This is a genomic window from Nocardia cyriacigeorgica GUH-2 (assembly GCF_000284035.1).
Classification (GTDB): domain Bacteria; phylum Actinomycetota; class Actinomycetes; order Mycobacteriales; family Mycobacteriaceae; genus Nocardia; species Nocardia cyriacigeorgica_B.
Window position 1 is genome coordinate 4,295,696 of the sequence record NC_016887.1, and the last position, 12,679, is coordinate 4,308,374.

Sequence of the window (12,679 nt, forward strand, 5' to 3'; positions counted from 1 at the left end):
TCAAACGCTAGCACCGAACTCGGCGAGCTCGATTCTGGTCTCCCCGTACTTGCGCGGCTTCAGCGGCGCATAGCCTGCGGGCCAGGCGATTTCAGGCGAGCGAATGGATCGCTCGACGATCACCAGTGCCTCCGGCGCGAGCCAGCCGTTGCCGGCCAGAGCTGTGAGATCGGCCATCACGCCCTCGGTGGGCACGTCGTACGGCGGGTCGGCGAAGACCAGATCGAAGGCGGCGGATGCACTCTGTGCGAGCACCACGCCCACTGCCCCCACCCGCAACTCGGCCCCGGACAGTCCGAGATCGGCGATATTGCCGCGCACCACCGCCGCGGCCTTGCGATCGGATTCGATCAGCAAGGCCCGTGCCGCGCCGCGCGAGAGCGCCTCCAGCCCGAGCGCACCAGACCCCGCGTAGAGGTCCAGCACCCGGGCACCGTCCAGATCCAGCCGGGCGTCGATCGCGCTGAAGAGCGCCTCGCGCACCCGGTCCGAGGTGGGCCGGGTGCCCGCGGGCGGGACGCGCAGGCGGCGCCCGCCCGCGGTCCCGGCGACGATGCGCGTCATTCGGATTCGCGCACGGCCAGCTCGATCAGCAGGTCACCACCCTCGACCTGCTGCACCTTGCCGATCGCGACCCGGCCGACCAGTCCGGCGCGCGGCGCGGTGATCGCAGCCTCCATCTTCATGGCCTCGATGGTGCCGATGGTGTCACCGGCGGCCACGGTGTCGCCCTCGGAGACGGCCAGGGTCACCACACCGGCGAACGGTGCGGCGATGTGGCCGGCGTTGTTCTTGTCGGCCTTCTCCGCGGCCGGGATCTCGCTGGCCACCGACCGGTCGCGCACCGACACCGGCCGCAGCTGGCCGTTGATGATGCACATGACCGTGCGCATACCGCGCTCGTCGGGCTCGGAGATCGCCTCCAGGCCGATGAGCAGCGTGACGCCCTTCTCCAGCTGCACCCGGTGTTCCTCACCGCGACGCAGGCCGTAGAAGAACTGGTTGGCCGACAGACCGGTGGTGTCGCCGTATTTGTCGCGGTGGGCGAGGAATTCGGCGGTGGGCCCGGGGAACAGCAGCCGGTTGAGGGTGGCGCGCCGCTGCTCGGAGGTGCCCGCCAGCCCGGCCTCGTCCTCGGGCGTGAGCGGGGTTTCCGGCTTGGCGGTTCCGCGTCCGGCCAGTGCCTTGGTGCGGAACGGTTCGGGCCAGCCGCCGGCCGGGGTGCCGAGTTCGCCGCGCAGGAATCCGATCACCGAATCGGGGATGTCGTAGCGGCCGGGGTCGGCGGCGAAGTCCTCGATGTCGACGCCGGTGCCGACCAGCGACAGCGCCAGATCGCCGACCACCTTCGACGACGGCGTCACCTTCACCAGCCGGCCCAGCAGCCGGTCGGCGGCGGCGTACTTGGCCTCGACCTCTTCGAACCGATCGCCGAGGCCGAGCGCGATCGCCTGCTGCCGCAGGTTCGACAGCTGACCGCCGGGGATCTCATGGGTGTAGACGCGGCCGGTCGGTGCGGGCAGACCGGACTCGAACGGCGCGTACACCTTGCGCAGCGCCTCCCAGTACGGCTCCAGATCGCAGACGTTCTGCAAGTTCAGCCCGGTGTCGTGCGGACTGTTGGCCGCGGCCGCCACGATCGCCGACAGGGCGGGCTGACTGGTGGTGCCGGCCATCGCGGCACTGGCACCGTCGACGGCGTCGGCGCCGGCCTGCCAGGCCGCCAGGTAGGTGGCCAGCTGACCGCCGGGGGTGTCGTGGGTGTGCACGTGCACCGGCAGATCGAAGTTGCTGCGCAGCGCCGAGACCAGGGTGGCGGCGGCGGGCGCGCGCAGCAGGCCGGCCATGTCCTTGATGGCGAGCACGTGGGCGCCCGCGTCGACGATCTGCTCGGCGAGCTTGAGGTAGTAGTCGAGGGTGTAGATGTTCTCGTCCGGGTTGGACAGGTCGCCGGTGTAGCTCATCGCGACTTCGGCCACCGCGGTTCCGGTTTCGCGGACCGCGTCGATGGCCGGGCGCATCTGGTCGACGTTGTTGAGCGCGTCGAAGATGCGGAAGATGTCGATACCGGTGGCCGTGGCCTCGGAGACGAACGCCCGGGTCACCTTCTCCGGGTACGGCGTGTAGCCGACGGTGTTGCGGCCGCGCAGCAGCATCTGCAGGCAGATATTCGGGATCGCCTCGCGCAGCGCGGCCAGCCGCTCCCACGGGTCCTCGTAGAGGAAGCGCAGCGCGACGTCGTAGGTGGCGCCGCCCCAGGCCTCGATCGACAGCAGCTCGGGAGTCAGCCGGGCGACGTGACCGGCCACCGCGAGCAGTCCGCCGGTGCGTACCCGGGTAGCCAGCAGGGACTGATGGGCATCGCGGAAGGTGGTGTCGGTGACCGCGACGGCGTCCTGTTCGCGCAGCGCCCGCGCGAAACCCTCGGGGCCCAGCGTCAGCAGCCGCTGACGCGAGCCGTCCGGCGGCGGCACCGACAGGTCGATGGCGGGCAGTTTGTCGTGCGGGTACACCGCGGTCGGGCGCTCACCGTGCGGCTTGTTGACGGTGACGTCGGCCAGGTACTCGAGGATCTTGGTGCCGCGGTCGGCGGACCGGCGCAGGTCCAGCAGCTGCGGGCGCTCATCGATGAACGAGGTGGTGACCTTGCCGGCCCGGAAGTCCGGATCGTCGAGCACCGCGAGCAGGAACGGGATGTTGGTGGTGACACCGCGGATGCGGAACTCGGCCAGCGCGCGCCGGGCCCGGGCGGCCGCCGCCGGGAAATCGCGGCCCCGGCAGGTCAGCTTGACCAGCATGGAGTCGAAGTAGGCGCCGATCTCGGCACCGAGGTTGGCGCCGCCGTCGAGCCGGATACCCGCGCCGCCCGGGGTGCGGTAGGCGGTGATGCGGCCGGTGTCGGGGCGGAAGCCGTTGGCCGGGTCCTCGGTGGTGATCCGGCACTGCATGGCCGCGCCGCGGATGGCGACGGTGTCCTGGCTCAGCCCGAGATCGGCCAGCGATTCACCGGCGGCGATGCGCAGCTGCGACTGCACCAGATCCACATCGGTGATCTCCTCGGTCACCGTGTGCTCGACCTGGATTCGCGGGTTCATCTCGATGAAGACGTGGTTGCCGCGCTCGTCGAGCAGGAACTCGACGGTGCCTGCGCAGCTGTAGCCGATCTCGCGGGCGAAGGCCACCGCGTCGGCGCAGATCTTCTCGCGCAGTGCGGGATCGAGGTTCGGCGCGGGCGCCAGCTCGATCACCTTCTGATGGCGACGCTGCACCGAACAGTCGCGCTCGAACAGGTGCATGACGTTGCCCTGGGTGTCGGCCAGGATCTGCACCTCGATGTGGCGCGGGTTCACCACGGCCTGTTCGAGGAAGACGGTCGGGTCGCCGAAGGCCGATTCGGCCTCGCGGGAGGCGGCTTCGATGGATTCACGCAGCTGCGCGGGCGTGGCGACGCGGCGCATACCGCGACCGCCACCACCGGCGACCGCCTTGACGAAGACCGGGAATTCCATCGTTTCCGCCGCCGCGAGCAGCTCGTCGACGTTTGCCGACGGTTCGCTCGACTTCAGCACCGGCAGTCCGGCCGCCTTGGCCGCGGCGATAGCGCGCGCCTTGTTACCGGCGAGCTCGAGTACCTCGGCGGAGGGGCCGATGAAGGTGATGCCCTCGCGTGCGCAGGCCGCGGCGAGGTCGGGGTTCTCGGACAGGAAGCCGTAGCCGGGGTAGATCGCGTCGGCACCGGCTGTCTTGGCCGCCTCGATGATGGCGTCGATGGACAGGTATGCCCGGACGGGGTGGCCTTCCTCGCCGATCTGATAGGCCTCGTCCGCCTTCAGGCGGTGGACCGAGTTGCGGTCCTCATGCGGGAAGACGGCCACCGTCCCGATGCCGAGTTCGTAGGCCGCGCGGAAGGCGCGGATGGCGATTTCGCCGCGGTTGGCAACCAAGACTTTCGAGAACATTGACCTAAGGTACCCGCCTTCGCACCGTGGGCCGACAGGGAAGTCCCCTTCGGGGCAATCTTCACAACCGGTCCTTGCACGGTTGCGAAGTTGCGTTCATCCGGCCGTCATATCTCACCGCCCGGCCCGGCGGATCGTGCGGAGAACTCCGCGCCGTAGCTACTGGCCGGTTACCTACTGGCGAGTCACCACCAGCGCAGGGTGCGGTGTCGCAGGCCACCACGCAATTGGCCGACGCCGACGCCCATCAGCAGGCCACGCTCCTCACCGGTCAGCCCGCGCGAGAATGCGAGCCGGACCAGGCGGATCAGCACCTCCGGCAGATGGATCTGCGGAAGACCGTTGTCCGGGAACTCCGCATTGAGCCGGGCCAACCCGATCCCGCGGGCCCGGCCCTGCCGGAAGCCCGGCCGGAAACCACGGCGATAGCGATAGGCGACCAGCGCCTCGGGCAAGAACCCGGTGCGGAATCCTTCGCGATGGGCTTTCCAGCCGAAGGCGAGATCTTCGTTGGCGGCATAGGTGACGTCGATGCCGCCGAGTTTGCGATAGACATTCGCCCGGCATGCCATCGCACAGCCGACGATCACCGGGGCGAACACACCGGCCGGCTGGAACTGCTCCGGCTCGGGCACCTCCGCAATGCCCCGGCGGTTGTCGGCATTGAGCGAGCGGCCTTCGACCGCACAACTGATCAGGTCGTAGCCCTCGTCGAGGAATGCCAGCATGCGGCGCATCCAGTCCGGATGCACGCGGTCGTCGTGGTCGCAGAACAGCAGGACCTCGCCGGTGGCGTGCTCGGCGCCGACGTTGCGGGCATAGGCCGCGCCCGCGGTGTCCGAGGCCGGCACGTAGCGCAGGTTCAGCCGGGTGCCCAGCGGGTGGGCGGCCAGATGCGCCTCGAGGCCGGGTGCGCTGCGGTTGTCCGCGACGACGACCTCGAACTCGCCGGGGTGGTCTTGTTCGGCGAGTGCCGCGAGCTGCTCGTCGAGGTGGCCTCGATCGGCATCGGTGGCGATGTGCGCGGGAATGACGACCGAGGTCATCGGGGTTTTCGGCGCCAGCACGGCTCCTCCTCCTCGCCGGTGTGAAAATCCGATATTTAGGTTAGGACAGGACCGGGCGGCTCACCACTCGAGCGCTGCCCCGACTATCGTGGGCACCGCAGCTGGTTCGCCGGCCGGACGACTTGGAGCCCCGAACGTCCGTCCCCGGCGTCGAAGCCCGCCCCCGTGGCGGGTGAGAGGGAACCCGGTGGAAATCCGGGACTGTCCCGCAGCGGTGAGTGGGAACGACCGCCGTCATCAGCACTGGGCACACCGCCTGGGAAGCGACGGCCAGTAGGTCGGCCGAAGTGGCCGGTGCCCGCGAGTCCGAAGACCTGCCCGTTGTGCCGGATACGCCGTATCCGGCGGCCATCGCCTCGTGGACCGGGCGCTCGCCACCAGTGTTGCCATAACGACCCGTCTGCCGGGTCGTCCGGGGCCTCATCGGTGCCGTGCGTTTCCGAAACGGCGATTGCTGTCGAACTTCAGCACTGGAGAAACACCGTGACTGTTCTTACCCATACCCCGTTCACCGCAACGGTTCTCGGACTTCCCCGGGTGGGGCCACGCCGGGAACTCAAGCGCGCCACCGAGTCCTATTGGGCCGGACGCATCGACGCCGCCGAGCTGCACCGCGTCGCCCGCGAATTACGTCGCGCCCAGTACACCGAATTGCGCATCGCCGGAATGGATTCGATTCCGGTCGGCACCTTCTCCTACTACGACCAGATGCTCGACACCGCCGTGCTCCTCGGCGCCCTGCCGGCGCGGGTGGCCGGTATCGCGGACCCGCTGGACCGCTATTTCGCCGCCGCGCGCGGCACCGATGCGGTCGAACCACTCGAGATGACCAAGTGGTTCGACACCAACTATCACTACCTGGTGCCGGAGATCGACGCGCAGACCACATTCAGCCTGCACCCGGAGGCGGTGCTCGATCAGCTGCGCGAGGCGATCGAGCTCGGCGTGCCCGCGCGGCCGGTGATCATCGGGCCGGTCACCTTCCTGAAGCTCGCGAAATCCACCGGTGGGGCGGCGCTCGACCGCATCGACGAGCTGGTGCCGCTCTACCGCGAGTTGCTGCGGCTGCTGGCCGAGGCGGGCGCGAGCTGGGTGCAGATCGATGAGCCGGTGCTGGTCACCGATCTGACCGAAGACGAACTGGCCATTGTGCGACGCGTCTACACCGAGCTCACCGTATCCGCGCAACGCCCGGCCGTACTGGTGGCCACCTATTTCGGCACACCCGGCCCGGCGCTGGCGGCGCTCGCGGGCACCGATATCGAGGGCATCGCGGTCGATCTGGTCGCGGGCACCCAGGTCGACGAGGTGGCGGCGGTACCGGCGCTGGCGAACAAACTGCTAGTGGCCGGCGTGGTCGACGGACGCAATGTGTGGCGCGCCGATCTGGACGCCGTGCTGAGCACGCTCGGCACGCTGCTCGGTTGCGCGCGGTCGGTGGCGGTGTCGACCTCGTGCTCGCTGCTGCATGTGCCGTACTCGCTGGCGGTCGAGACCCGGCTCGATGAAGCGCTGCGGTCCTGGCTGGCCTTCGGTGCGGAGAAAGTCGGCGAGGTGTGGGTACTCGCCACCGGCCTGAGCGCGGGCACCGACGCCATCGCCGGGGAATTGGCCGCCGCACGTGCGGCCGCGGCGAGCCGTGCGGCCGATCCGCGGATCCGCAACGCCCAGGTGCGGGCCCGGCTCGACGCCCTGGGACCCGACGCCGTCCGCCGGGCTCCGGCCGACCAGCGCAGGCAGGTGCAGCGCGAACGCCTGGCCCTGCCGCCGTTGCCGACCACCACCATCGGTTCCTATCCGCAGACCTCGGCGATCCGGTTGGCGCGTGCGGCGCTGCGTTCGGGTGAGATCGACCGCGGCGAATACGAGCAGCGGATGCGCGACGAGATCGCCGACGTCATCGCCTTGCAGGAGAAGCTGGAGCTCGATGTGCTGGTGCACGGCGAGCCGGAACGCAATGACATGGTGCAGTATTTCGCCGAGCAGCTCGATGGTTTCGCGGCCACCGAGCTGGGCTGGGTGCAGTCCTACGGAACGCGCTGCGTCCGTCCGCCGATCCTGTTCGGTGATGTGGTGCGCCGCGCGCCGATGACGGTCGAGTGGATCACGTTCGCGCAGTCGCTGACCGATAAGCCGGTCAAGGGCATGCTGACCGGTCCGGTGACCATCCTGGCCTGGTCGTTCGTCCGCGATGATCAGCCGCTGGCGGATTCGGCTCGGCAGGTGGCGCTGGCGATCCGGGACGAGACGGTGGATCTGCAGAACGCGGGCATCCGGATCATCCAGGTCGACGAGCCGGCTCTGCGAGAACTTTTGCCGCTGCGGGCAACCGAGCAGCCGGCGTATCTGGACTGGTCGGTGCAGGCGTTCCGGCTGGCGACCTCCGGCGTCGCCGACGCCACCCAGATCCACACCCATCTGTGCTATTCGGAGTTCGGTGAGGTGATCGACGCGATCGCAGGCCTGGACGCCGACGTGACCTCGATCGAGGCGGCCCGCTCACGCATGGAGGTCCTCGACGATCTCACTGCCGCCGGCTTCGATCTCGGTGTCGGCCCCGGCGTCTACGACATCCACTCCCCCCGCGTCCCCGCCGTCGAAGAGATCACCGCATCCCTGCGCGCCGCCCTGAAAGCCGTCCCCGCCGACCGCCTCTGGGTCAACCCCGACTGCGGCCTGAAAACCCGCGGCCCCGCCGAAGTGGAAGCATCCCTCCGCAACATGGTCACCGCCGCCCGCGCCATCCGGTAGCCGGCCAGACCGAATGAACCGAGCTGGGCCGCACCCCTTTCCGGTGCGGCCCAGCCTCATATCAGCATCCTCCTGCCGCATGCCGGTTCATCCCTCCATCTCCCCCGCAGCTCCCTTCTCGTGCCGCCGGCCACGCTTCGCCACACACTCCTGGCATCGCCGTCCCACCCGCAGCACCGGCCGCTCCCTGGAATCCGGCGCCACTGCCCCGCGCCACACCGCCCGACACCCCTGATTCCGCTCCATGCGCCAACCCCTCCTCACACATCGGTTTCATCGTTTCGCCAGGTTGGACGGACCGACACCGGGTTTGGTTCCCTTCGCCACCAATAATTTTCGGCGCGCCGTACGACACGCCGACAAGTTGTGAACCTGTCGGTGCCCTGCCGTAGCTTCGCCGCCATGCCGTCACAGGTGCACGAGGTCTTCGTCGACATGTTTCGTACAGATCCGGAGCTGGCCGCCGGGCTACTCGCCGACGTCTTCGACATCGAACTACCCGACTATCGGGACGCACGGGCTTCCTCATGCGACTTCACCGACGTTTCCCCGACCGAGTTCCGAGGGGATACGGCACTGGTATTCGCCGATGCGGCGGGCGTCCCTGTGCTCGGGATCATCGTCGAAGTCCAACTACGGAAGGACCACAGCCGTCAGTGGAGCTGGCCGGTGTACCTCGCCACCCTGCGGGCCCGACTTCGCTGCCCAACGTACTTGATGGTGTTCTGTCCAGACCGTGGAGTTGCGGCTTGGTCCGGGCGGCCGATAGATCTCGGACATCCCGGCATGATCCTGCGCCCGCTGGTTCTTGGTCCGGAGATCATACCAGCCGTCACTGATCCAGAATTCGCCAAGGCCGCTCCCGAACGCGCGGTACTGTCGGCCATCGCTCATGCGGACGGCCCAAACTCCGCCGAAGTATTCGAATCCCTGGCCGCAGGCCTGGACAAAGCTGCCGATGACGTCGGCAAAATGTACTATGACCTGGTACTCGCGTTGCTTTCACCGGCAGCCAGGCACCGTCTGGAGGAATACATGAAGACCGTCGCCGCCAAGTACGAATATCAGAGCGACTTCGCCCGCAAGTACGTGGCCGAGGGCCGCGCCGAGGGCCGCGCCGAAGCACACGCGGAGGCGGTCGCGGCGCGAGTCGATGCCCTACTGACGGTCCTCGAAGTTCGGTGGGGCACGATTCCCGGCGACGTTCGGGCCCGTGTCGCCGCCAGCACAGATCTAAACCAGCTCAAGGCATGGACAGAACGTGCGAAGACCGCGAACAGCTCCGATGAGTTGTTCGCGGATCGCTAGCGAAAGTCCACGTCAGGCGACGACGAGTTCGCGTTGGTCGACGCCGACATACTCCGACAGCGGGCGGATCAACGCGTTCGACTGGGCCTGTTCGATGATGTGGGCGGTCCAGCCGGTGATGCGGCTCAGGACGAAAATGGGGGTGAACAGGGGGATGTCGAAGCCCATCAGGTGGTAGGTGGGGCCGGTGGGGAAGTCGAGGTTGGGTTTGATGCCGGTGGTTTCGGCCATGGCGCGTTCCAGTTCGGTGTAGATGCGCAGCCAGCGGGTGTCGCCGGTGACGGCGGTGACGTCGTCCAAGGCGGCTTTCATGGTGGGGACGCGGGAGTCGCCGTTCTTGTAGACGCGGTGGCCGAAACCCATCACCTTCTCGTTGTTCGCCAGCTTGGTCCGTAACCACTGCGCGGCGTGTTCGGGTTCGCCGATGGCGAGCATGTCGTGCATGACGGCTTCGTTGGCGCCGCCGTGCAGTGGGCCCTTCAGGGCGCCGATGGCCGCGGTTACCGCGCTGTAGAGATCGGAGCGGGTGGAGGTCACCACGCGCGCGGCGAAGGTGGAGGCGTTGAAACTGTGTTCGGCGTAGAGGATGAGCGAGGTTTCGAAGGCCCGCACGATGCGCGGATCGGGTACCGCCCCGAAGCACATGTTCAGGAAGTTCTCCGCGAATCCCAGATGGGAGTGCGGCGCAATGGGTTCCAGGCCGCGCCGACGCCGCATATCGGCGGCGACGACGGTCGGCAGCACCGCCGTCAGCCGCAGCGCCTTGGCCAGTAACGCCTTCTCATCGGGAACACCGGACAGATCCTCCGCCGGATCCTCGGACCCGAGATAGCTCACCACGGTGCGCACCACGTCCATCGGATGACAGCTGTCGGGCATCTTCTGCACCAGCGCCAGAATCGACCGGTCGGCCCGGCGCTGCGCCCGCTCCCGCTGGCACAACAGCTCCAGCTGTCCGATATTCGGCAGCTCGCCGTACCACAGCAGGTAGGCGACCTCCTCGAACGAGCAGTGGCGTGCCAGATCCTGCACGGCGTAACCGCGATAGGTCAGCGAATTGGTTTCGGGCACCACCTTCGAAATGCTGGTGGTGTCCACCACCACACCGGCGAGGCCCTTCTTGATCTCGGTCATAGCGATCACCCACTCACGGTGAAATTGAAGATTCCGGAATCGAAGTCGTTGTAGCGCTGATACTCCAGCAGTTCGTACAGCCGCGACCGGGGTTGCATCCTGTCCAGCAGCCCGGCTTGCGTTCCGGTGGAGGCGATCTCACGCAACCCGTGTTCGACGGCGAACATGGCCAGCCGCAAGGTGGTGACCGGATAGATCACCGCGTCGAACCCGATCGCCTCGAGCGTGCCCGCCGAGATCAGCTCCGACTTTCCGAACTCGGTCATATTGGCCAGCAGCGGAACATCCACCGCCGCACGGAACTTCGCGAACTCGCTCGCGTCCGCCAGCGCCTCGGTGAAGATGAGGTCGGCGCCCGCATCGGCGTATGCCTTGGCCCGGTCGATGGCCGCGTCCAGTCCCTCGATCGTCCTGGCGTCGGTGCGTGCGCAGATGACGAAGTTCGGGTCCCGCCGCGCCGACACCGCGGCCCGCAGCCGCCGCACCATCTCGTCACGGGCGACCACCGCCTTCCCGTCGAGATGCCCGCATCGCTTCGGATTCACCTGGTCTTCGATATGGCAGGCGGCCAGGCCGGCGTCTTCGAGCAGGGTGACGGTGCGCGCGGCGTTCATCGGCTCACCGAATCCGGTGTCGGCGTCGATCAGCACCGGCAGATCGGTGACGCGCGCGATCTGACGGCCACGGTCGACGACCTCCGTCAGCGTGGTCAGCCCGATGTCGGGCAGCGCCAGCTCGGCCGACACCACCGCACCCGACACATAGACGCCCTCGAACCCCAATTCCTGGATCAGCTTCGCGACCAGCGGGTTGAACGCCCCCGGCAGCCGCAGGATGCGGTCGCCGGCCAGCCCGGCCCGCAAAACGATCCGCTTCTCGGCCGCGCTGGTGGCGGCGGCGAGCAGGCCCGTCATCAGAACACGCCCTCGGGGATCGCCGGTGCCGCCGCGAGCACCTGTTCGGACACGGTGAACGTGAGCTGATCGAGTTCCCCGGCGGCCAGCTCGGGTGCGCGTTGCGCCGCGTCGAGGAAGCGGCGTCGTTCGGCGTCATCGAGCACGCCCTCGGTCAGTACGGCGAATTTCTCGAGGTACTGCTCGCGCCCGAACGGCCGCGCCCCCAGCGGATGCGCGTCGGCCACCGCCAGCTCATCGGTGATGGTCTCACCGCTCTTCAAGGTCACCACGGCCCGTGCACCGAATGCCTTTTCGCCGGGATCGGTGGAGTGATAACGCCGGGTCCATTCCGGATCCTCGACGGTGGAGATCTTGCGCCACAGTTCGACGGTGTCGGGCCGCTGCGCGCGTTCGGGTGCGTAGGAACGCTCGTGGTGCCAGACGCCGTCCTGCAAGGCGACCGCGAAGATATACGGCACCGAGTGGTCGAGGGTTTCCCGGCTGGCGTGCGGGTCGAACTTCTGCGGATCACCGGATCCGGTGCCGATCACCACATGGGTGTGGTGGCTGGTGTGCAGCACTATCGAGGCGATCTGATCGAGATCACCGATCCGCGAACGCATCCGGCGGGCGAGGTCGATCGGCGCCTGACTCTGGTATTCGGCCGAATGTTCCTTGGTGTAGCTGTCGAGGATGGCCAGCTTCGGCTCACCGGGGCCAGGCAGCGGCACCCGGTATTCGGCATCGGGCCCGCCGAGCAGCCACGCGATGACGCCATCGGCACCCTCCCAGATCGGCGACGGCGCACCCTCGCCGCGCATCGCCCGATCGACCGCCTCGATCCCCATCTTCCCGGCGAACGCCGGCGCGTACGCCTTCCAGCTGGAGATCTCGCCCTTGCGTGACTGCCGGGTGGCGGTGGTGGTGTGCAGCGCCTGGCCGATGGCCTGGTAGATGGTCTCGGCATCCAGCCCGAGCAGAGTGCCGAGTCCGGCCGCGACGGAGGGCCCGAGGTGGGCGACGTGATCGATCTTGTGCTCGTGCAGGCAGATTCCGCGCACCAGATCCATCTGGATCTCGTACCCGGTGGCCAGCCCGCGGACCAGGTCGGCGCCGCTCCGGCCGGTGTGCTGGGCGACGGCCAGGATCGCCGGGATGTTGTCACCCGGATGCGAGTATTCGGCGGCCAGGAAGGTGTCGTGGAAATCGAGTTCGCGCACCGCGACCCCATTGGCCCAGGCCGCCCACTCCGGCGACACCACCCGCCCGGCCGGCAGCCCGAACACCGTCGACCCGGCCCGTCCCGTTCGCGGAAGATAGCCCGGCGCCAGAGCTTGCGCCCGGGCCGCGGCCACCGGCCTGCGCACCAGTGCGGCCGCCGCGACCGCGGCATTGTCGATGATCCGGTTGACGATCATCTCCCGCACCGCGTCGGTCACCTCGACCGGATCGACGGCGACCTCGGCGATCTTGGTGGCCAGATGCTCGGCCCGCGGGAAGTCCTCCGCGGATCCGCGAGCGCGTACGATGTGGGTCTTCATGCGTCCTCCGCACTGTGGGCGAT

8 protein-coding genes and 1 riboswitch are annotated in these 12,679 nt (G+C 68.3%); of the genes, 2 read left to right on the forward strand and 6 right to left on the reverse strand.

Annotated features, from left to right (window positions below; genetic code table 11):
- From rsmD to NOCYR_RS19505, 3 genes are all read right to left on the reverse strand, one after another.
- Positions 1-564 (reverse strand): 16S rRNA (guanine(966)-N(2))-methyltransferase RsmD, encoded by a 564-nt coding sequence (rsmD, locus tag NOCYR_RS19495; RefSeq protein ID WP_014352122.1) that lies wholly within the window; start codon positions 562-564, stop codon positions 1-3.
- Positions 561-3,959, reverse strand: coding sequence for a pyruvate carboxylase (locus NOCYR_RS19500; protein ID WP_014352123.1), 3,399 nt, complete (start codon positions 3,957-3,959; stop codon positions 561-563). Before NOCYR_RS19500 ends, rsmD begins: the two co-directional genes overlap by 4 nt.
- A 185-nt stretch (positions 3,960-4,144) precedes the next feature.
- On the reverse strand, positions 4,145-5,026 hold the full coding sequence (locus NOCYR_RS19505; protein ID WP_014352124.1) for a glycosyltransferase: 882 nt from the start codon (positions 5,024-5,026) through the stop codon (positions 4,145-4,147).
- Positions 5,027-5,179: 153 nt separating this feature from the next.
- Positions 5,180-5,363: riboswitch (cobalamin riboswitch) on the forward strand.
- A 146-nt stretch (positions 5,364-5,509) separates the two neighbouring features.
- Here NOCYR_RS19505 and metE point away from each other — a divergent pair.
- Together metE and NOCYR_RS19515 are read left to right on the forward strand one after the other, a co-directional pair.
- A complete protein-coding gene (gene metE, locus NOCYR_RS19510) occupies positions 5,510-7,777 on the forward strand; it encodes a 5-methyltetrahydropteroyltriglutamate--homocysteine S-methyltransferase (protein ID WP_048833537.1) in 2,268 nt (755 codons plus the stop codon).
- A 402-nt stretch (positions 7,778-8,179) separates the two neighbouring features.
- Positions 8,180-9,085 (forward strand): hypothetical protein, encoded by a 906-nt coding sequence (locus tag NOCYR_RS19515; RefSeq protein ID WP_048833538.1) that lies wholly within the window; start codon positions 8,180-8,182, stop codon positions 9,083-9,085.
- Positions 9,086-9,097: 12 nt separating this feature from the next.
- On the opposite strand, the gene NOCYR_RS19520 is transcribed toward NOCYR_RS19515, so the two are convergent.
- The 3 genes from NOCYR_RS19520 to NOCYR_RS19530 are packed head-to-tail and all read right to left on the reverse strand — an operon-like array spanning position 9,098 to position 12,656.
- On the reverse strand, positions 9,098-10,219 hold the full coding sequence (locus NOCYR_RS19520) for a bifunctional 2-methylcitrate synthase/citrate synthase (protein WP_014352127.1): 1,122 nt from the start codon (positions 10,217-10,219) through the stop codon (positions 9,098-9,100).
- Positions 10,220-10,224: 5 nt separating this feature from the next.
- Complete coding sequence (gene prpB / locus NOCYR_RS19525) at positions 10,225-11,133, reverse strand: methylisocitrate lyase (protein ID WP_014352128.1); 909 nt, start codon at positions 11,131-11,133, stop codon at positions 10,225-10,227.
- The gene (locus tag NOCYR_RS19530; protein WP_014352129.1) at positions 11,133-12,656 is read right to left on the reverse strand and encodes an MmgE/PrpD family protein; all 1,524 of its coding nucleotides are present in this window, start codon (positions 12,654-12,656) and stop codon (positions 11,133-11,135) included. The genes prpB and NOCYR_RS19530 overlap by 1 nt, the downstream gene beginning before the upstream one ends.
- Between the last annotated feature and the right edge of the window lie 23 nt (positions 12,657-12,679).